The organism is Nitrospira sp., from assembly GCA_029194665.1.
Classification (GTDB): Bacteria; Nitrospirota; Nitrospiria; order Nitrospirales; family Nitrospiraceae; genus Nitrospira_D.
The window spans coordinates 640447-662910 of sequence record JARFXO010000002.1 but is presented as its reverse complement, the minus strand read 5'-3'; the positions used below and the strand labels follow the sequence as shown (position 1 = coordinate 662910).

General features: G+C 59.7%; 14 protein-coding genes. 13 read left to right on the top strand and 1 reads right to left on the bottom strand.

Going from position 1 to position 22464, the window contains the following annotated elements; genetic code table 11:
- Positions 1 to 66 precede the first annotated feature (66 nt).
- The 13 genes from P0119_08660 to P0119_08600 all read left to right on the top strand — a co-directional run bounded on the left by P0119_08660 (position 67) and on the right by P0119_08600 (position 21583).
- On the top strand, positions 67 to 4050 hold the full coding sequence (locus P0119_08660) for an AsmA family protein (protein ID MDF0666131.1): 3984 nt from the start codon (positions 67 to 69) through the stop codon (positions 4048 to 4050).
- A gap of 71 nt (positions 4051 to 4121) precedes the next feature.
- The gene (locus tag P0119_08655; protein MDF0666130.1) at positions 4122 to 5021 is read left to right on the top strand and encodes a hypothetical protein; all 900 of its coding nucleotides are present in this window, start codon (positions 4122 to 4124) and stop codon (positions 5019 to 5021) included.
- 203 nt (positions 5022 to 5224) lie between these two features.
- Complete coding sequence (locus P0119_08650) at positions 5225 to 7057, top strand: mechanosensitive ion channel family protein (protein MDF0666129.1); 1833 nt, start codon at positions 5225 to 5227, stop codon at positions 7055 to 7057.
- 253 nt (positions 7058 to 7310) lie between these two features.
- Complete coding sequence (locus P0119_08645; protein MDF0666128.1) at positions 7311 to 7901, top strand: hypothetical protein; 591 nt, start codon at positions 7311 to 7313, stop codon at positions 7899 to 7901.
- A 57-nt stretch (positions 7902 to 7958) separates the two neighbouring features.
- The gene (locus P0119_08640; GenBank protein MDF0666127.1) at positions 7959 to 8510 is read left to right on the top strand and encodes a hypothetical protein; all 552 of its coding nucleotides are present in this window, start codon (positions 7959 to 7961) and stop codon (positions 8508 to 8510) included.
- A gap of 286 nt (positions 8511 to 8796) precedes the next feature.
- Complete coding sequence (locus P0119_08635; GenBank protein MDF0666126.1) at positions 8797 to 9564, top strand: lipid-binding SYLF domain-containing protein; 768 nt, start codon at positions 8797 to 8799, stop codon at positions 9562 to 9564.
- Positions 9561 to 10781, top strand: coding sequence for an endonuclease/exonuclease/phosphatase family protein (locus tag P0119_08630; protein MDF0666125.1), 1221 nt, complete (start codon positions 9561 to 9563; stop codon positions 10779 to 10781). Before P0119_08635 ends, P0119_08630 begins: the two co-directional genes overlap by 4 nt.
- Positions 10782 to 11103: 322 nt before the next feature.
- Positions 11104 to 13365, top strand: coding sequence for a DUF3141 domain-containing protein (locus P0119_08625; GenBank protein ID MDF0666124.1), 2262 nt, complete (start codon positions 11104 to 11106; stop codon positions 13363 to 13365).
- Positions 13366 to 13374: 9 nt separating this feature from the next.
- Entirely contained in the window at positions 13375 to 14343 is a 969-nt protein-coding gene (locus P0119_08620; GenBank protein MDF0666123.1) for a phosphate acetyltransferase, read from the top strand.
- A 5-nt stretch (positions 14344 to 14348) separates the two neighbouring features.
- Complete coding sequence (locus tag P0119_08615; GenBank protein MDF0666122.1) at positions 14349 to 15536, top strand: acetate/propionate family kinase; 1188 nt, start codon at positions 14349 to 14351, stop codon at positions 15534 to 15536.
- Between the two features lie 401 nt (positions 15537 to 15937).
- Entirely contained in the window at positions 15938 to 18679 is a 2742-nt protein-coding gene (locus tag P0119_08610; protein MDF0666121.1) for a glucosidase, read from the top strand.
- A 181-nt stretch (positions 18680 to 18860) separates the two neighbouring features.
- Positions 18861 to 20840: a hypothetical protein gene (locus P0119_08605; protein ID MDF0666120.1), complete on the top strand. Its 1980-nt coding sequence runs from the start codon at positions 18861 to 18863 to the stop codon at positions 20838 to 20840.
- Between the two features lie 23 nt (positions 20841 to 20863).
- Positions 20864 to 21583, top strand: coding sequence for a tetratricopeptide repeat protein (locus tag P0119_08600; GenBank protein ID MDF0666119.1), 720 nt, complete (start codon positions 20864 to 20866; stop codon positions 21581 to 21583).
- 50 nt (positions 21584 to 21633) lie between these two features.
- On the opposite strand, the gene P0119_08595 is transcribed toward P0119_08600, so the two are convergent.
- Positions 21634 to 22440 (bottom strand): hypothetical protein, encoded by an 807-nt coding sequence (locus P0119_08595; protein MDF0666118.1) that lies wholly within the window; start codon positions 22438 to 22440, stop codon positions 21634 to 21636.
- Between the last annotated feature and the right edge of the window lie 24 nt (positions 22441 to 22464).

Genomic DNA, 22464 nt, shown 5'->3' with positions numbered 1-22464 from the left:
GGATCGGCGGCGGCATGGCGAAGCAGCGGCGACGAACGGATGGGCGAGGGTTTCCCACTGGAAGACGTGAAATCGATACGGCGGTCATCGGTTCGAATCACGCGATGGAGCGGTGCGCTTGCCCTTCTCGTAATCGTGGCAGCGGCAGCTCTGTTCTGGCTGAACGCGACGACATACGTACAGGATTGGCTGACAGAGACAGTCAGCGCGAGCATCGGCAAACGAATCACGATCAGCGGTCCGGTGACCTGGACCTTGTCGCCTGAGCCGACGATTGTCCTCAAGCAAGTCGCGGTCGCAGCTGAATCGGACAGCGGGTTCTCCGACCTCGCCACTGCGGACAGAATTGAGCTGTCGATCGATTTGCCGTTGTTGTTGCGCCGGTCGATCGTCATTCCCTCCCTCGCCGTCACCGATCTCAAGGTGGTCCTCGATAAAAACATTTTTGAACGAGAAGCAGGCGGGCGATCAACGACCTCGGACGATGCTCTGAGGTCGAGACCATCCCGCTTTGCAGTGCAGATCCACGCGATCCATCTTAGCCGTGCGACGGCCACATTCACCGGTGCATCCACTGCCGCAACGGAGCGGGTGACGCTCCATGAAGCGAATCTGGACATGGTTCCCGATCGGCCCGCACATCTTGTCGCAAGCGGAGAGTTCAGGGGGGTGCCTGTGACGATCGACGCAACAGGAGGCAGGTTCTTGGATCTGGCCAGCGGCGGGCAGGGGTGGTGGCCGTTGGCCATGGAGGCACACACCCCGGAGATGACGGTCTCGGTAAACGGTAATATCGGGCTTCCGGTGGGCTCGTCTCTGTTGGATGTTCAGCTTACCGCCGCTGGTTCTCACCTGGACGGACTCAATCAGTTACTGGCGCTGGACTGGCCTGCGCTTGGTGCCTACAGCGTTTCCGGTCGAGTGAAAGCAACCGGCGACCAGGTGACCATCGATGGTCTGAAGGCGACGTTGGGCACGAGCGATTTGGCGGCGGATGCCTCGCTCCGCTACCACCAGGGGCGGCCGCGCCTCTCCGCCACCGCTGCCTCCCGGAAAATCGATTTGAACGATTTTTCAACCGGACGCAGCGCTTCGCAGGATGCCCATTTCATCGAATGGTTGAAGGAGTGGGATATTGCTGTCGCGATGTCGTGCGATTCCGTCGTGCTCGGCGAGCGCGCATTCGGCTCGTTACAGGTCCAGGCAAATTTGGAAGCTGGCTTGCTCCAGATCAGGGTGCCGGCTGCCGACTTCTTGGGAACGATGATCGAGGGACGGACGGAGATCGATGTCCGTTCGGATGTTCCATCGCTTTCGCTCTCTGTGACCGGGCGGGGACTTGAACCGGTGAGGCTCAAGACTGAATTGTCAGGTGCTCTGATCGGCATGACCGATGTCGTGCTGAGTGCAACAGCTCGTGGAAAGACATGGGAGGCGCTCCTCAGGTCGTTGGCCGTCTCGCTTCGGACGGATCATTCGATCTTCTTGTTCCACGATCCCTTGTCGGGACGACCGATTGAGCTTTCGTTTGACAAGGGACAGGCGACCTTGGACGGGTCTGGTCCCGGGGGAATCGACCTGACCGGCCGCTACGGGCTGAAGCCATTCCGCATTCATGCGACGACCGGCTCGTTTTCCGCCTTGCTGGGCGATGGAACCTGGCCGATCAACGCGGCCCTCCAAATCGGTCAGGCCTGGTTGTTGGTGGATGCCACGGTGAGCCGGCCGATGAATCATGAGACCTGGTCCGTGCTGGTTCGAGCACAGAGCCGCAGGCTTGACGAGTTCGATTCTTCCCTGCCGGCCGGCGGCCCCTTTCGCTTGTCGTGCCATGTGGAGGGTGAGCGCGGCGGGCCCTGGAGCACCAGGTTCTCGTGGCAGATGGGAGAAAGCGATGGAGCAGGACGGCTTGATGTGGCCACGGAGAACGACCGACTGGCCGTCACGGCCGACCTCACGTCGCGCCGCCTGCGCGCAGACGATTTCATGGATCGTACGGCGGGCCATGACAAATGGGGGAACGTAATGTCCGGCCGTGGAAACCCGGTGGTGCCGGTGATTCCGTCGTGGCTTGTAGCGGACGTGAAATGGAAGATCGACCAACTCCATACCGGCCCTCTCCACCTACGCAGGTTGCTGCTGCATCTCACGGCAGATCGTGGCCGAGTGGATGTCTCTTCTTCGGCCACGCATCGATATGGAGACATGGAGGCCCTTCTTCTGTTCGACAGCGGCGAGGCCGTGCCCCGACTAAAACTTGGGGCTCGTTCGCGACAGTTCGACTATGGCGCACTGCTTCGCGAAACGAAGATGACCGATCGTGTGACGGGAACGACCGATCTCGCGCTCGACCTGACGAGCGAAGGGAACAGCGCTGAGGAGCTGGTGGACCACGTCGCGTTCAACGTGACTGCGACGCCGGGCGCCTTGCATATTGCCGAGACCGGCGGCCGTGAGGTGGGACCGGTCACGCTCTCAACGGCAGCCCTGTCTGGTCGAATCCACGCCCCGCTTATCCTCAGCCTCCAGGGTCGAGTGCGTGACGTTCCGCTCACGCTTATCGCGACGAGCGTTCCATTGAAACGGGTGCTCGATCTGCCGGCATACCTGCCCTGGACTTTGGTCCTGCGGGGACCGGATATCGAGCTGGAGTCGAAGGGGCAGGCTGGATTTCAAAGCAGGACAGGGACTGCTGATTTCCACGTCAACCTGAAGGGGAGTTCGTTGCTGCGTCTCGCTTCCTTGTTCGGGCACGACCTGCCTGAGGTGGGCTCGTATGAGCTGTCCTGTGATGTAGATTACGACGATCGGAGCGTGATTCTATCCGATCTCCAAGCGCGAGCCGGCAGGAGCGATGCCGCAGGAAGGATTGAGATCGCGTTTGGAGAATCTCAGCCACGAGTGATCGGGACATTCTGGTCCAAATTGGTCGACCTGGAGTTCCTGGGGCGACCTGCTTCGAAAGCGGTCACGATGGAGGGCGAGGAATCGTCGTCGAAAGCGACCACCGAGCCGGCCTCGGAATCGGCCGGCCTGAGAATCATCCCGGATTGGCGGCTGCCCGTTGAATCCCTCCGCTCAATGGAATTGGACTTGCTCTGGACGATCAAACGGCTTTCGGTTCAGCCGATGCAGGCGGATGAGGTCACCGCGTTGCTGACCCTGAAGGATGGCGTCTTGACCGTTGGTCCCCTGGCATTGGCCCACAATGGGTCGACGAAGACCGGGCGATTCACGATAGATAGTACCGGCAAGGTTCCGCATGTCGCGATGGAGATCACGGCAATCGATGTTGATTACGGCGGACTGTTCAAAGCGTTTAATATTACAGACAAGGCGGAAGGACGAGCCGATATCTACCTGACCGCCGAAGGACGGGGCCGAGCCTTGCGAGAGGTGATGGGAGCTGCGAACGGCCATCTTGAAATCGTCGCAGGGCCGGCGACATGGGAGAATCGGCTCATCCACCTATGGGCATCCAATCTGATGACGGCCATGCTGTCGCAAACGTGGCGCCTGGAGAGGTTCTCTCGATACAACTGCGGGGCCGCGTATTTCGACATTCGAAATGGAGAAGTGGAGACCGACGCGCTGTTGATCGACGCAAGCGACCACTCGGTCGCAGCCGCCGGGACATTGAACCTCGGCGCGGAAGACCTGGACGCGGTGCTGACACCCATGCCGAAAAGTTTGGCGCTCCTCAGTCTCGCCGTACCGGTTCGTTTGGCAGGACCTCTGGCTGCTCCCAAGGCCTCGGCCTCACCCACCTCGATTGCCGCCAGCAAGGCTTGGAAGGTTCTTGATATCGCGGTCCCCATCGGACTCACTTTGCAGGTGCCTCGTGTGATCCTTCAGGCCACGGTAGTCCGCTCTCCGCTCGAAAATCCTTGTACGGTTGCCTTGCGAAAGGGAGGCAAAGGAACACTGACGACTCGAAAGGTCGTCACCATCGGGTTTGGATGGGTGGTGGATCGCTTGCGGAGGGCCGGATCGGCAGGGGCGAGATTGTTCCGATCTCGGCCAGATGCATCCGCTGGTGAGGGGACATGAGATTCATGACCGAGTTCCTGTGCATGCTTGCTGCAGGGCCGCTTGGTTGATCGAGTAGATGGGAGGTGATCATGAGAGGATTGTTCGGACTAGCGGCACAGCGGGCGTGGGGTTCTTGGATGGCGTTGATGACGGCGATGGTGGTCGCCTTGGTGCTCTGCACACCCGGCATAATGCTGGCCGAGGAACCGAAAGAGGAACCAAAACAGGAGTTGCGCGACCGGCTCATGATCCGCGCCGGCTGGGCCTACGTCTTCGGAGTCAATGCAGACGTCACGGTTCGCGGCGAAAGAACAGGGATCGGTGCGAGCGTTGACTTTGCGAGGACCTTGGGCGGAGACGACAGCACGAGTGCGCTCAGAGTCGACAGCCTCTATCGATTCAACGAGCGCCATGCGGTTGGATTCTCGTGGTATCGGGTTGGGCTGGGGGGAGAAAATACCATTCTCGACCGGCAAATAGAGATCGGCGGCAACACCATCAGTGCCAACGCGAGCATCCAGTCGGACTTGAACGTGAATCTCTACCGGTTTCTTTATAACTGGTCGTTCTATCGCACCGACAAGGTGGAGCTGGCCCTGTCGCCTGGGTTCTATGTGGCGGCGACGAAATTCGATCTCACGGCACAGGGGAATATCCTCCTGCCCAACAACCAACCTTCCACTTCGACGAGGGTGAACGAGCATATAACTTTTCCGCTGCCGTCCTTCGGGATTCTATTGAACTACAACGTGACTCCACGCATCCAGGTGCAGGGCCGCACCGACTTTTTCTATCTCAAGATTGCCGATTACGAGGGTGTGATGTTTGAGTTCTATGCCGGCCTTGAGTACCGGCTATTCAAGAACTTTGCGGTCGGCGCCGCCTATGACCGGCTGGCCGCGGGCCTGCAAGATACCAGCAGAGGCGGGTTTGAGATCGATGTCGCCTACAATTTGGCCTACTTCTACGGCACCGTCTACGCCTTCTGACGATTCCGGGACGGGATCAAGGAGCGTACAGCTGTGATCAGTTTCGCAGCGTAACGCGCGTCGCTGGGCGCCGACAACCGAGCGACCAGCATGGGAGCTGGACCAGTTGCCCAAGTCGGACTGCTCAATGTCGATGACCTGAGCCTATCTTTCACCTTGAACACATCACCACCTCTCAGAGAGGCAGACCAGGAGGAATAACTATGCCCAGCCAACTGCTGACTCGACGGCTCGCCATGATGACCGGAACCATGATGGTCCTGCTCGGCGTGCTGTGGGCGTCACCCTCGTCGGCTAAGACCAATCCATCACAACCGTCCTTGAAAGAGCTGATCTCGAAAAGGACCAACGAAAGCCAATCCCCTGGACAAGCGCTATCCGACCGCGTGCAGCCTGGACTCTCCGATGACCGGCTGGGCAGGCAGGTTCCAAGATCCACTGTTCGTCGATTCCTGGCGGCAACGGGGGGACGCAACTATGCGCTGGCGGCCGAGTACCTGGACCTGAGCAAGCCGGCCGCCGAGGAGGCGACAACGCAAGGGCCCAAGCTCGCGCGGCAATTCAGAATCGTGCTCGACCGAGCGCTCTGGATCGACCCGGACCAATTGAGCGACGAACCGCAGGGCGACCAAGACGACCATCTTCACCCGGCCTACGACCGGATCGGAACCATCTCGGTGGGTGACAGAGTATTCGACATCTTCCTGCAGCGGGTAACGCCAGACGGCGGAGCGCCGATCTGGAAATTCGCCGGCGTGACGGTCGCGGAAATTCCCGAACTGTACCGGGAGTTCGGCTATGGATGGCTCGAGGGGATGCTTCCAACTTGGTTGTTCGATGTCTCCATCCTCGGCATTCACCTCTGGCTGTGGATCATGCTGGGTTGCCTCGGCTTGTTGCTCTATCCGGCGGCGATGTTGATCACGTGGGGCATGGCCGTCATCATCCGGCGATTCCATGGAGAGGTTGGTGGGGAGTTCGAACGATTGTTTACGGGGCCGGTGCGGCTCCTCATCTGGGCCATCCTAATACATTGGTGCACGGACCTGCTGGGGCAGTCGATCGCCTTGCACGTGCTGAGAGAGGCAAGAATCGTCCTATTCATCGCGTTGGCATGGCTTCTGGCGCGGACGGTGGATCTGGTCGCAGCGCGTGGCCAAGCGAAGCCTGATGGGCAAGGCTTTGGAGTCGGATTGTTGCACTTCAAGCCTGTGGTCAGAGTGCTCAAGATGCTGATGCTTATCATCGTGTCGTTTCTCTGGCTCGAGTACATGGGATTCAGCGTGGCCACGCTTGAGTTGGCGGGGCTCACGATCAGCGGGCTGGCGATCGCGCTGGCTTCGCAGAAGACCCTCGAAAATTTCCTTGGGGCCTTTACGCTGATGGCCACACAGCCCGTCCAGGTCGGGGATCTGTGCCGCTTCGGCACAACCGTGGGGACCGTAGAAGAGATCGGGCTTCGTGCCACCCGCATTCGCACGTTCGAACGAACCGTCCTCAAGATCGCCAATTCGGAGTTTCTCGGCATGCAGGTGCACAACCTCTCGAAACGCGACCGCTTCTGGTATCACCCGAGGCTCAGACTTCGCTATGAGACGACGCCGGACCAGATTCGGTACCTGATGGTTGAGGTTCGACGGATGCTCTACGGCCATCCGAAAGTCTTGGCCGACCCTCTGCATGTGCGGTTCAAGGGGTTTGCGGAACACTCTCTCGATCTGGAGATCTTCGCGTACGTCCAAGCGGCTGGTTACGCCGAATTTTACGACATCGCCAGCGATCTGAATCTCCGGGTCATGGAGCTCGTCGCGGCGGCTGGGACCGGATTCGGAGTCCCCACTCAAATCGAGTACGCGTTCCCGGGGAAGCCGCTCGACGAGCAGCGGGTGCAGGCGATCGAAACCGAAGTCGAGGAGTGGAAAGCGCAACGAGCTTTGTACCTTCCGGACTTTCCGGAAGAGACGATCGCCGGGCTCAAAGGATCGCTCGACTATCCTCCTGAGGGATCGCCTCACTACTCTCGTGGGAAACCATAGCCGGCAATCGAGGATTGGATCTAGGAGGAATTCCGATCAAGGAGGAATGATGGGTTGACAGGACGAGGAGGTTCCCACTATATTTCTGAGCGTTTTTGCGGTTGCGACCCTGTTCACGGGCAATGTTCTTGTGGGACTCATTAGTGGGCAAGATCACGAAAGGGCGTAGGAACGAGTCATCATTTGACCGGCCAGACCTCTCAGTTTCGATAGGTCCCCTCCGTCGTCAAATCTGATACAGCTTGTGGCGCCGATGCCGTGGGTCGGCCCGCCGTTCACCCTGCTCAACATGAGCCGGCATCGGCATCTGACCACGGGACCAACAACCTTCTCATTCTATAAGGCAAAGGAGATCGTACCCATGAAGTCATTGACGACCATCACCCTTATGGCGGCGCTAAGTCTGTTCCTTGTGGCCTCGGTCTCGCAGGCTCAAGGTACCTCGGACGCCAACCAGAAGATTCTGATGCAAAAGATCAAGGCAGACAAGAAGCTGCTGGTCGCAGAGAATATGGCGCTGACCGATGCGGAAAACAAGGTGTTCTGGCCTCAGTACGACGCCTATCAGAAGGAATTGGATCAGATCAATCATCGATTGATAAGTGTCATCAAAGAGTACGCCGATGCCTTCAATAAGGGACCGGTTCCCAACGACACGTCAACGAAACTCATGCATGACTTTCTGGCGACGGAAGAAGCGGAGGTCGATCTGAAGAGCGCCTACGCGAAGAAAATTGCGGCCGTCATGTCGCCGGCAAAAGCGGCGCGTTATATCCAGATCGAGAACAAGATCCGGGCGCTGCTCAAGGCAGAAATGGCTCAGCAGATTCCGTTGATTTACTAGCGGATAGGAAACCGTGCGGACCAGCGGAACAAGTATTGAACCATAAGGAGAATGACCATGAAATCAGCGCGACGAGTCAGTTCGATTGTCTTCGGCCTTTTCATCATGGCTGGATGCGCGTCACAGGAGACCGCTTCAAAGCCCGCCGCCGGCCCTTCCCAGGCTGCGGCCGGATCGACTTCCCGCCAGGCCCCGGCGTCGATGACGAACGAGCAGAATGCTCAGATCTTGCTGGATAAGATCAAGGCCGACAAGAAACTGCTAGTGGCCTCCAACATGGAGCTGACTGATGTGGAATCCAAGGTGTTCTGGCCTCTCTATGATTCCTATCAGGGCGAATTGATGCAGATCAACGAGCGGCTCGGAAAGACGATTACCGATTACGCGAATCTCATCAACAAGGGAGCCGTTCCGGACGATCAGGCCACGGCACTGCTCGATGAGGTGCTGGCGATCGAAAAGGGAGAAGTCGATCTGAAACATATTTATGCCGATAAGGTTGCGACAGTGTTGCCCGCCACCAAAGCGGCCAGATACATGCAGATTGAAACAAAAATCAGGTCGATCTTGAAGGGTGAGCTTGCCAAGCGGATCCCGCTGGTTTATTAAAGACACTTCGAAAAAGGTTCGTCAGGTCCCAAGAGAAGAACGTACCTCGATTGGGAGGCTGCGGAAAAATCATCCGGTCATCCTTCGAGAGCCTCAGGACGAACGGAGCGTTCGTTGAATTTGATGAGGTTTTCCGTTAATGCTGAGCATGGCGAAGCACGCAAATCGAGTTTTTCCGCAGCCTGTTGGGTGTGGCAAAGCATTTGAGCGCCGGCCGCCGATCCGGCGTCCGGCGTTGACGGACAGCCTGATGTGAAAACATGACCGGGCTAGAGACGCCTTCCGCATGATCGTCCCTCGTCTCGCCGCGCGAGCAGCGGTGCTTCGCCGCTTATCACGCAACATCCACAACAACAGATCCCGCCCGATTCTTTCGGCCTTCTTTGCTGCCATGATGTTGATGCTGTCTCCGACGACCGGGAAGGCCATGGATGTCAGCGACGCTCAGGAAATCGTCGACAATGCACGGCTGATCGTCGCGCGAATGCTCGCCCATCCGGACATGAGCTGGCTTCGACGGAATCTGCAGGAAGCCAAGGCCATCTTCATTGCTCCGGCTATCGTTCGAATCGGATACTTGGCCGGAGTGGCCAAAGGAGAGGGGATCTTGCTGGTGAAGGACGAACAGACTGGGCAATGGGGCGATCCGGCGTTCTTCAGTTTGATGGGAGTGAGCGCCGGTCTCCAAATAGGAATAGCTCGTACGGAAGTCGTCGCCCTCATTATGGGCCGCCCCGAGACCGACTCGTTCCTGCGAGGGCGGTTCGTCTTCGGACCGGGCGCGGCCTTGGCGATCGGTCCCGTGGGCGCCTCAGCAAAGGCGGCGACGACACCGACCCTGCGCCATGGAATCGTATCCTTTGCCAAGGCCGGAGGCGCCTATGCCGGCGTGACCCTCCAAGGCCTCATTGCGATGTCCGATGCATCCGCCAATGAGGCCTATTATGGCTCGGCGATGCGCTCGGATGACATTCTTGCCCATCCGCAGACCCTCCACCATTGGTATTCGGCCCGCATACGCAACACCTTGGACAGAGCGGGAGAGGATCCATGACGAGGCTGTTCCTCATGATTGCGGTCGTCGCGCTGAGCCTTGTGTCGCTGTCCTGCCGAACAGGGGGCCCTCCGGATCAGCAGTCCCCCATCGCCGAAGCCTCGGAACGGATGCCGAAGACGTTTAAGGTCCTCACCTACAACGCCTTGCACGGATTGCTGACCGGGACATTCGGAGTCGCTCCAGGAGAAACGCCGGAGCAGAACGAGACCAGATTCCGTTTGCTGATCGCTCAACTGGCCAGAGTGCAACCCGATATCGCGTTTCTGCAGGAAGTCAATCCCTTGCCCCTCCGATCGGAGGCGTACGTCGGTGCCCTCGAGGAACTGGGATTGGCCTATGATGAGGTGCACCAGGTGGATGCATGCGGAATCCGCACCGCCGAGAAACGGGCGCTGTTCGCCGATCTGAACAACGGGCTGGTCATCCTGGCAAAGAAGCCGCTCCAGCTCCGCAAACTCGCAGGGCTGAAACTAAGCGGTGAAAAAGGCGAGTGTCACACGGATCGTGGCTTCCAACTCGAAGAGTTGCGCTATGCGCTCATCGCAGAGATCACGATCCCGGGAAGCAGCCGGAGGCATCTGGTCGCCACAACCCACCTGCATTCGGGCTTTGAAACGGGCCGGTCATTTTTGGCCTATTTAGCCTCCTTGCATTCGCAAGGCAAGCTTTCCAAGTACCGGTCGTTGCGGTGGAGCGTCGAGCAGTCTCGGCTGCGGCGGATCGGAGAAATCGACCGGTTGAGCCGCACGTTGCAGAAGCTCAAGCGTGATGAGGATTACGCTGGTATTCTCTTCGGCGGAGACTTGAATTTCGAGTCGGATGACCCAGAATACGAGGAGCTTCAGCTTCTCCGGTATGTCGATACGACTCGTGTGAACGGGCAGAATGCCGGTTTTTATACCGCCGATCCCCCCAGGAACCGGCTGATACCGGACGCCATGACCTCACCGCTTCCGTCCCTTCTGACTGGTATGATCAAGGGCGAGGGCGACGACCTGCAGGCCGAGATCACTCGCGCGTACCGGACCGAGATGCAACGTCCAAGACAGATCGACTACTTGATCGAGGACTCCTTTCTCCCCGGCTACTGTCTGACACAATCGATGTTCGGGCTGGAGACGGACGAGGCCGGACTCCCAGCGTCCGATCATTACGGGCTCTTGAACTCCTACGCCGTCTCGCCCGACGGCTGTGCCAGACCGGGAACTCTGTAATATGCTTGCTGCTCGCGTGAAGCCTCGCACAAGAACGGCACAACTCCTCATCCTGCACCGGTTGTTGGCGCGAAAAAGAGAGGGCGGATCTGTCTGGACAGCCGTCCTATGTATATGATACCCCCTTACGGCTCTGCCGGATGAAACATCCTGGCTATGTGGCTTAGCAGGCTGCGGAAAAACCCTCCGTTCATCCTTCGAGAGCCTCAGGACCAACGGAGCGGTCATTGAATTTGCTGAGGTTTTTCGTTCGTGCTGAGCATGTCGAAGCGCGGAAATCTAGTTTTTCCGCAGCCTGTTAGGGAAGAAAGAGAGGACGATTATGCAGACCCAGACGCCGACAGACGGCCGCAAGCGATCCGAAGTCTCCAGTGACCGTCACCAGACAAAGACTCAGACCCAGGGCGTATCCGATCGGAAGCCGCTCGATCCTCCATTCTCGGCCATGCCCAACCCTTGGCTGACCGCCTGGGACTATTGGGTGGACGCCTGGCAGCGCACGATCCTGTTCTGGGATGTGCTGCGGCAGCGCAGCGACCAATACTATGAGCAGAAAGCGAAGGCGGTCCCGCACGTGCTCATTTTCGGCCACGAAACGGTGCTGGACGGACGGACCTTCGACCGGCCGGTCAATTATGGGCTGGTGAGGATCAAGCCGCCGGAAGGGGTAGTCATCGACCAAAAGAAACGCCCGTTCGTGGTCGTGGACCCGCGCGCCGGACATGGGCCCGGCATCGGGGGGTTCAAGGCCGAGAGCGAACTGGGCGTGGCGATGCGTGCCGGTCATCCTTGCTACTTCGTCGGCTTCTCTCCCGAGCCGATGCCGGGTCAAACCATCGAAGACATCATGCGCGCCGAAGCGATGTTCTTGGAGAAGGTGATCGCTCTCCACCCAGATGCAGACGGCAAGCCCTGCGTCATCGGCAACTGCCAGGCCGGTTGGGCGGTGATGATGCTGGCCGCGACGCGACCTGAGCTGTTCGGGCCGATCATCATCGCCGGCTCGCCTCTGTCCTACTGGGCCGGAACCGTGGGCCGGAACCCGATGCGATATACAGGCGGACTCATGGGCGGGAGCTGGCTGACCGCGCTGACCAGCGACCTCGGCGCCGGCAAATTCGACGGCGCGAATATCGTCATCAACTTCGAAAACCTCAACCCCGCCAACACTCTCTGGACGAAAAATTACAACGTCTGGGCCAAGGTCGACACAGAGGGAGCGCGCTTCTTGGAATTCGAAAAATGGTGGGGCGGCCACGTCAACCTCACCGCCGAGGAAATACAATGGATCGTCGATCAACTGTTCATTGGTAACAGGCTGGCGACCGCTGAACTCGTCACCAGTGATGGGATGAGGATCGACCTGCGGAATATCCGTTCGCCCATCGTCTGTTTCTGCTCCAAGGGGGACAACATCACTCCGCCGCCGCAGGCCCTCGGCTGGATCTGCGACCTGTATCAGAAGGACGAGGATATTCTCGCCCAGGGCCAGACCATCGTCTATGCCGTCCACGAGAGCGTCGGCCATCTCGGCATCTTCGTTTCCGGCGGCGTGGCCCGCAAGGAGCACGAAGAATTCGCTTCCAATATCGATTTGATCGACGTGCTGCCCCCCGGCCTGTACGAGGCGGTGATGACCCGCAAGACCGAGGACTCGGCCCATCCGGAACTGGTCGGGAGCGACTGGATCGTCCGTTTCGAGCGACGCAGCCTGAATGACATCCGGGCCATTGTCTCACCCGACCCAGAGGATGAGCGCCGGTTCGCGACCGTGCGGCGCCTGTCGCAGATCAATCTCGGCCTGTACCGCACCATGCTGCAACCGTTTGTTCGGACGTTCGCGAACGAGCAGACCGCCCAATGGCTCCATACACTCAATCCCTCCGAGCTGCCCTTCGAGCTGTTTTCAAATCGTAACCCTGTCATGCGTCACGTCGCCCAACTCGCCGAACAGGTCCGGAAACAACGCCGGCCGGCCTCACCCGACAATCCCTTGCTCCAGGCCCAGACCAGATTCTCAGAGGGGATCATCGCGGCGCTCGACGGCTGGCGCGATCTGCGGGATCGCAGTCTCGAACAGATGTTCCTGGCGATCTACAGCACCCCGCTGCTACAGGCCCTCGTGGGGCTGAGTGCCTCGGATGAAAGTCCTCGTCGACGGCCGGGGATCGAACCGGAACGAACGGCCTTCATCCAGGCGCGGATCGCCGAGCTCAAGGCGAGGGTTGCCGAAGGCGGGTGGCGCGAAGCGGCGTTCCGCGGCATGCTCTACATCGGTATGGCGGGACCGGGAGTAGAAGAGCGCGCGTTCAACCAGTTGCGTCAGATGCGTGCCAAACAGGGCGGCCTGACGCTGGAGGAGTTCAAACGGGTGCTGCGCGAGCAGTTCCTGGCCTTGGTGCTCGACCAGGATGGCGCGGTCGATGCGATCCCCAAGATGTTGCACGACGATCCAGACGGCAGGACAACGGCGCTGGCGGCGATCCGCGCTGTCGCGTCGGCAACCGGCGAGATGAGTGGTGAACGGGCAGCGCGACTGGCGCGGATCGAGGCGATGTTGCGGGAGCCGGCGCCGAAATCATAGGAGGAACCGATGGCGATAGGAACGACTGAGAACACCGAGCACCGGGGCACCGGCAAGTATGAAGCGCTCCTGGCTCGCTGCAAGGGCATGGCGACGGTCCCGACGGCCGTCGCCCACCCATGCGACGACGCCTCGCTCGGCGCCGTGGTCGAGGCGGCTGAGGCGGGGATCATCACTCCGATTCTCGTGGGCCCGTCCGAGAAGATCCGCCGGGTGGCGAAGGAGTCAGCGCTCGACATCACGCCCTACGAGGTTGTTGATGCTCCCCATAGCCACGCTGCTGCGGCGACGGCGGTCGAGCTGGTCCGGCTGGGCCGGGCGAAACTTCTCATGAAGGGGAGCCTTCACACCGACGAGCTGATGGGCGAGGTGGTCAAGCGTGAGACGGGCCTGCGGACCGCTCGGCGGGTCAGCCATGTCTTTGTGATGGACGTGCCTACCTACCACAAGGTGTTTGCCGTTACGGATGCCGCCATCAACATTTTCCCCAGCCTCGAGGACAAGGCGGATATCCTGCAAAATGCCATCGACTTCTTTGTCGCGTTGGGCTGGAAGCAACCCAAGGTGGCCATCCTCTCGGCCGTGGAGACCATCAATCCGAAGATCCCCTCCACCATCGAGGCGGCGGCCCTCTGCAAGATGGCCGAGCGGGGGCAGATCCACGGCGGCATCCTGGATGGCCCGCTGGCCTTCGACAACGCCATCAGCGCCGAGGCGGCCAGGATCAAGAAGATCGACTCGCCCGTAGCCGGCAACCCGGATATTATGCTGGTGCCGGACCTGGAGGCAGGGAACATGCTGGTGAAGAACCTGATGTTCCTCTCGCGGGCCGATGGGGCCGCCGTCGTGTTGGGTGCGAAGGTCCCCATTATCCTCACCAGTCGAGCTGATAACCAACGGACCAGGATGGCCTCATGCGCGGTCGCCGCGCTCTATGCGCACGCGCTGGCCGCCAGGGCCGGGGTGGGAAAAGGGTAGGGGCCATGGCCGATACGATTCTCGTCGTCAACGCCGGTTCCTCCAGCATCAAGTTCTCCGTTTACGGCATCGGAGGGCAGTCCCAACTCTCGCTGACGTTGAAGGGTCAAGTGAGCGGGGTCGGTACTCGTCCGAGTCTGCGGGCAAGAGACGCCGGCGGCAGCCCCTTGGTGGATCAGACGTTCCCGGTTGCGGAGATCCCCGACGTAGCGGTCGCAATGGGACGCGTCGGCGCTTGGCTTCGCGAGCATTTGGCCGGGGAGGTGCCGGTGGCCATCGGACATCGGGTGGCTCACGGTGGTCCAGCTTACCGTGCGCCGGTATCGGTGGACAATGATACCCTGGCGGCGCTGGAGCGGCTCATCCCGCTCGCCCCGATGCACCAACCTTACAACCTCCGCCCCATCCGCACGATCCAAGAGCGCTTCCCCGGCATGGTGCAAGTTGCCTGCTTCGACACCGGTTTCCACCAGGGGCATCCTGACGTGGCAGACCGATTTGCTATCCCAGAGGCCCTCTACCAGGAAGGGGTCCGCCGCTACGGGTTCCACGGCCTGTCCTACGAATACATCGCGCGTGCCCTGCCTCGCGTGGCTCCCGAGATCGCTCAGGGATCGGTGGTCGTCGCCCACCTGGGCAGTGGCGCCAGCATGTGCGCCATCAAGGGAGGGCGGAGTATGGACAGCACCATGGCCTTCACGGGACTGGATGGCTTGCCCATGGGCACCCGTTGCGGCCAGATCGACCCCGGTGTCCTCCTGTATCTCGTGTCCGAAAAGGGGTACGGCGCAAAGGAGCTGGAACGATTCCTCTACCATGAGACGGGACTGCGCGGGCTCTCTGGCATCAGCAACGACGTGCGCGACCTCCTGGCAAGCGAGGATCTGCAAGCCAGGCTCGCCCTGGACTACTTCGTCTACCGCGTGGAGCGTGAATTGGGTGCTCTGGCGGCCGCAATGCAGGGCTTGGATGCAGTCGTCCTCACGGCCGGCATCAGTGAGAATTCTCCTGAGATGCGAGCCCGTATCTGCATAGGCGCCGCGTGGCTGGGCCTCAAGCTGGATGAGGCAGCCAACCGAGCTGGTGGGCCGCGCATCTCGACGCGGGACTCCAAGGTCTCGGCCTGGGTTATTCCGACGGACGAGGAACGGATGATCGCCGAGCATACGTTGAAGGTCTGGCGGGAGCAGTGAACCTGCTCAGCTCCTTCTGATACTCCTTCCGTTTCAACTTAGACTGTGACCCACCTCGCTAGGTTTCACGAATTTTCGCAGACATCTCAAAATAGACAGTATCCGCGAAAGGGCTGACTGGGTTATCCTCTTCCCCGTAGAGAGAAGACTCGACAACGGAATGTGGTGTGGTATGCCGAGGAGCTGTGGGCGGGAGCGCAATTGAAGGCCTTTCTTCTCCTTCGCCCAATACCCCGTAGCTCGCTACGGGGATGAAGGCGTGGAGAACCCTCCGGTAGCCTTGGCGCAGGAGGGTCGCGGCTTCGGAGAACTTCGCAAGATACCCCGCAGCTTGCTGCGGGGAGCTTCATCGCCGTGAAAAAGAGATGGTGTGAACGATTCTGCTACATGGAGGTATGACCATGGCACAGACGTCAGAACATCGCCGGTTGGAGGAAGCCAAAGCGAAAGCCGCTGCTTGGAAAGAATGGGGTCCGTATCTGAGCGAACGGCAGTGGGGGACTGTCCGGGAAGATTACAGTACGGACGGCAATGCCTGGGACTATTTCACCCATGAGCAGTCGCGATCGCGGGCCTATCGTTGGGGAGAAGACGGATTGGCGGGGATTTCTGATGACCACCAAGTCCTCTGTTTCGCGCTGGCGCTCTGGAACGGCAAGGACCCTATCCTCAAGGAACGGGTCTTTGGCCTGACGAACAGCGAGGGCAATCATGGCGAGGACGTGAAGGACTACTATTTCTACCTCGACAGCACTCCGACGCACTCCTACATGAAGTACCTGTACAAATATCCGCAGGCAGCCTTTCCCTATGAAGACTTGGTCTCGACGAATCGGCGCAGAAATCGCCATGACATGGAGTATGAACTCCTCGATACAGGCATTTTCAACGACGACCGGTATTTCGACGTGTTTGTCGAGTATGCGAAGGCGGCGCCGAACGATATCCTCATCAAGATCACGATTCATAATCGTGGCCCGGAGAAGGCCGGCCTCCATGTCCTACCCACGCTCTGGTTTCGGAATACCTGGTCCTGGGCCTATGGAGGAAGCAAGCCGGTGCTGCGCAGGGTGAAACGAGCGAAAGGCTCCGTTGTTCATGCCCATCACACGGATCCTCTGTTCCAGGAGTCCCTCACCGACTACCATCTGTATTGCGATGGCGAGATCCCGTTGCTGTTCACGGACAACGAAACCAACCATGCCAAGCTCTTCGGCGGCTCCAACTCCGGCCCCTACGTCAAGGATGGAATCAACGACTATGTCGTGCAAGGGAAACGGGATGCGGTCAACCCTGAGGCGATAGGAACAAAAGTCTCCGCTCACCACCAACTCACCGTCAACCCACGCGGTGAACAGACGATTCGCCTTCGTCTCGCCGAGGCCGCTCCCGGTGAGTTGCGGGACCCGTTTGGAGAATTCGACGCGCAATTCAAGGTGCGACACAGGGAGGCGGATGAGTTCTATGATGCCGTGACCCCCGCCGCTGTCAAAGCCGATCCGGATCGCTCCAACGTCATGCGCCAAGGGCTCGCAGGCATGCTCTGGAGCAAGCAATACTATTATTACGACGTCGACCGCTGGCTTGAAGAACGGCAGGCTCATCCGCTCCACAAAGGAACCAATGTCGTCCGGAACCGGGAGTGGTTCCACATGGTGAACGACGACATTATTTCGATGCCGGACAAGTGGGAGTATCCCTGGTACGCCGCATGGGACTTGGCGTTCCATACGACGGCTTTATCCGTCGTCGATCCCGACTTCGCGCGGCACCAGTTGGAGCTCATGCTGACCGGCCATTACCTGCATCCGAACGGACAGGTGCCGGCCTACGAATGGAATTTCAGCGATGTGAATCCACCGGTCCATGCCTGGGCCACGCTCTTTCTTCATCGAATGGATGTCGGACGCCGCGGCGAGGCAGATATCGAGTTTCTCAAGGCGGCATTCTCCAAACTGACGCTCAATTTTACCTGGTGGGTGAACCGCAAGGACCGGAACGGCAAGAACGTGTTTGAAGGCGGCTTTCTCGGCCTCGACAACATCGGCGTGTTCGACCGTAGTGCTCCGTTGCCGACGGGCGGCTATTTGGAGCAAGCCGACGGGACGGCATGGATGGCTCTGTTCAGCCAGAATATGGCGGAGCTGGCTGTGGAGCTTGCATCTCAGGACCCCATGTACGATGACTTGGCCGCGAAGTTCTTCGAACATTTCGTATGGATCGCGGCCGGTATGAACGGCTCTGCGGCCGACGGGATCGGGATGTGGGATGAGAAAGACGGGTTCTACTATGATCTCCTCCGACTCCCGGACGGAAGCGCGACCCATCTGAAAGTCCGGTCGATGGTCGGTCTGTTACCTCTCTGTGCGACGACAGTCATTGAGCCATGGCAACGCGAACTGGTGCCGCAGGCGAAACGGGTCATTGCAGAGCGATTCACAAGGATGCCGGAGCTGTTTCATTGGATTCATGCTACCGGGGAAGGGCATCGTGGGGTAGACGAGCGCGGAATCATGGCTTTGGTCACTCAGGAGCGCCTGCGGCGCATCCTGGCGATCATGCTGAGCGAAGACGAGTTTCTCGGTCCCCACGGGCTGCGGTCGATTTCGAAGTTCCACGAGCGGAATCCCTACGTATTTTACGTGAACGGCCAGGAGTATCGGGTCGGGTATCTGCCGGCTGAATCGGACACGGGCATGTTCGGCGGTAATTCCAACTGGCGTGGACCGGTCTGGGTGCCGGTCAACGTGCTCATCATTCGAGCCCTCGTCCAGTTCTATCTCTATTATGGGGATACCTTTAAGGTCGAATGTCCGACCGGATCCGGACGGCTGATGAATCTATACGAGGTGGCCAGGGAAATTGTCGAACGGCTCACGCGGATCTTTCTGCGAGACAACAGCGGACGCCGTCCGGTATTCGGCGGGGCGGAGAAATTCCAAACCGACCGTCATTGGCGGGATAATCTGTTGTTCTATGAGTATTTTCATGGCGACAACGGGGCCGGTTTGGGCGCGAGCCATCAGACGGGATGGACCGGTTGCGTCGCGGCGCTCATCGAACTGTTCGGCAGGGTCGATCCAAAGAAGCTCTTAGAGGGAGGAAAGAAGGCGGCCCACAGTCGGGACGCCCAGACCCGCTGAAGGGATGCTGCCATGAAGAACCGGTCTCGACATCCAGGCATCTCCGAAATCAGCGTGACGGTATGGCTCGGCTGGCTGAGCCTGGACCGGATTGTGAAGAGATGAGGGTGATCTCCTTTTTATCGCGATCGAACAGCCGCTCCGCGATTGATCCTACTGGCAAGCAACTATCGACAGACCGATGATCGGGATACCTCTTGCCATCGTATCGTTGACGATCGCGTCCCTGAGCGGCTGGATCTTCGCCGCCCCGGCCTTGGCCTGGGTCTATCCGGAGCACCGCGATATCTCAATCCTGGCGGTGCAGAACCTTGACCCGGCGCGCAGAGCCATCTTCGACGACTTGTGGCGGGAGGCTCGACTGACCCATGAACCACGCCTCTGCGAGCAGGGTGCCGATGCCGAGCAAGGTCTCAAGCCGGCTTGCATCGACTGGGCCGCGCTGGCGGCGATTGCCGGAGATCACTCCTGTTCGAGTCAGGACATGACCGGCATTGTGCTCGAATCGAAATGGGTCCTCGCGGTTGCCGCCGTCGCGGCAAAGCTCAAGGTCGACCTCGCACGCATCGAAGTCCTCCCGTCCCCCGAACAGCTCCCTGGCGATCAGAGCCCGATCGTTGATTTTCACCGCCAGCTGGAAAGCGAGACCGCCAGGGCCGCTCGCATCAACTCGCTTCGCGCTGCAGACCTTGGGCTACAACGTGCCGATCGCGAGTATGCGACCAGGGCACAGTCCAACAACGCTCACTTTCTGCTTGCTCGCCCGCACAGTGATATTTCGCCGGAGGAATATGGGGAGCTGGCCTTGCGCGCCGGGTCTGATATCAACGCGATGGGAGTCTGGGAATGGTATCACTTGAGAGCGCTACAGAAGGCGACTCGCCTTGCGAAGGACAGACTGGCGCCGGAGGAGCGCCAGGCGCTCGCGCGCTCCATGCTGTTCGACGAGGGCTTTGCGCTGCATTTCTTGCAGGATATCTTTTCCGCCGGCCATATCGCCGGCACCTGGGGCAATGCCTCTCAGCGCAAGGGTACCCATGATCTCTACAACGAGGGTGGCCTCGAGGTCTTTCTCTGGCTGAAGAACAGGAAGTCGATCGTGGTGATGGGCGACGCGCACATGCGCCCGGAGGATGCCGAGCGGACTGCGGTGGCGATCCGCACCAGCCTCGAGCAAGTGCTTGACACGGCCGCCGGTCGTCCGCGGGCCGTCGATATGCCCTACACAGCGGCTGCGCCGATCGAGGCCGACGCCTTCGATGTGTGCAGAAACGACACGCTCAAGCAAGAGCCGGAAGGATTGCGCGCGCCACCCCAGGCACGGCAATTGGCAGTTGAAGTGCTGAGGTGGACCCCCATGCCGGGTCTCGGGCCGGGGCTCGGCGCGATGCCGCGATTCCGTAGCGAACTTGGACGCTTCGTCGGGCTGGCCGGCATGATCGACGGCAGATCCGTCTCCAGCGGATTCGCCGGCTCGGAAGGTGGGGGTGTCATAGGAGGACTCGATCTCTCCGCACGAGTCGGCATGGGCCTGGAAGGAGTGCTCGACGACTCGGGTGACGGGCTGATCTTCCTCGCGGTCGGACTGCGCGCCGATACTTCGTCAACGAATCGATACTCGTCGCAAGGCGGCAGCCTAACTGCTGCGATCCCATCGCACACAGGAATTTCGACCCGCCTGCGGATGCCGTTCTTCCTCATCCCGGGCGATCTCCTCCTGCTCTCGCCTCTCTACCTCTTCGCGCCGGATCGGTACATGCAAATGGCCGTGGCCGCGAGCAATGGAGGTCTCATTCCTTGGCAGTCCGGATGGGCCACCCCGATCGGCCGTTTTCAGTTCGTAGTCGGCCGGGAGCTCGGTGTGACTCTGTTCGGCCTTGACGGATCGGATCGGCTGTTCGTGCCGAGCGCGACGTCGGACGGCAGTGGCCAACTGGTCGGGTACAAGTCCTTGTATTTTGATATACCGGTCCTGGAGTACAGGCCATTCCGGAGGTTTTCCACCAACCAGAGCGCGACATTGCTGATGCAGCTGTTCACCGGCGTGACGGTTCCCTATTCCACGGCGGTTGTCCTACCTGCTGGCGGTCCCGAGGCGGATCTTAACCCGGTCTGGTCCGTGGGTCTGCGACTGATCCTTGATTGGAGATACTATCCATGAGGACATTCAGAAACGGGATGAGGATGACGACATCGATCGCGGCAAGCCTCCTCGTGGTCGTCGCCCTCATCGCATCAGATCGTGCCTCAGCGCAGCGCAACGAGATGCCGCCGGGATATCCGCAATCGCTTGAAAAGGATCTGCAGGCGCTGCTCGACCGAGTGGACGAAGGCAACCCCTCACCGGAATTGCTCGTTCAACTTGCAGAAACCTATTTCGATCTTGCCGACGACTTGCTGACCGACAAGGCAAAACGGCTGGCTGCCTACGAAGCGGGAGCGAAGGCGGCCAAACAGTCCTTCGAGCTCGACGAGACCAATGCCGACGCTCATTATTTCTATGCCCTGAATATCGGCAACGCGGCGCGCCTCCAGGGGGTCACGAACGCCGCGTTGACGGTGAGTACGATCAGACATGGCGCGATGCGCGCGATCGAATTGAACCCCAATCATTCCCTCGCGTTACAGATGATGGGCGGTCTGATGATGGAGCTCCCCCGGATCCTCGGCGGAAGCAAGAAGAAAGCCCAAGTGTACCTGGAACGGGCGATCGCCGCCGACGGGAACTATGCGAATGCGCGCATGATGCTGGCGACCGTCTACAAAAAACAGGGCAGGGTCGAAGAGGCGAGAAAACAGTTGATCGCGGTGGTCGAATTCGAACACCCGCACTATCGCTATGCCTGGGAACGGAAACACAAGCCGGAGGCCGAACGGATGTTACGAGAGCTGCGCAAACGGTGACGGTCTCGCAGCCCTCGTGCACGTCGATCCATGCCCTCACATGAATTGGGCTAGGTCGGTTTGCCGGGACTCGATTTGCCAGGCTTGGGTTCCTTCTCCGGCGGGGAGGTCTGGAGCAAATCGTCAAGCAGTTTATAGATCGGAGTGTACTTCGCGCCGGTCCTGTCGTTGACGAAATCGGTAATGATGCTTCCCAGGATGACCCGCACGATATCTTTGAAGTAGACCGGATCCTGGGATATCGCTTCACCCTGCATGGTCCCTTCGGCGATCGAGGACCAGAGCAGCGCCCCGGTTTCGGAATCCCACAATTGCAACGAGAGCCGCATGACGGTGGCGCGAGTTTGAGAGAGCCTCACGCCGAAGAGGGGTGTCGACATGCGATCGGTCATGTGTTGTGTGAACAACATCAAGCGGGGTTGAAAGATGTAGCGCGCACCCACGGCAACTCCGATTTTGTGCAGCGGCTCATGATCCAGAATATTCGCCTGCTCCGCAATGCTTCTCATCCTCGCATAGTCTCCCGTCAGGCCCTGTCTATTGATGCGCGTAAACATTTCCCTCGGCTCGACGACCATGATTTTTGGAGCAACTCTGCTCAATACGCCGACCAGAAATGTCTCCATTCCTACTTCGTTCCCCAAGATTGGTATGGGTGCCGGAGCCCCGAATATCGCGACGCGTTCTTTTTCGAGCAGGGTGTGATCAAACGACGGCAATTGCGGCGTCGAAACCGTTTGTACCTGCCAGCCATGGAGTGCACTTGTGCAGCCCGCGACCAGGCTAGGCATGAGCGCCAGAGCCGCGTATAGAGCCGTGCTTTGCAGCAACCGACGAATCGTCTCTCTGTCTTCCATTCTTCTCTCCCTCCGCTCAGGCAC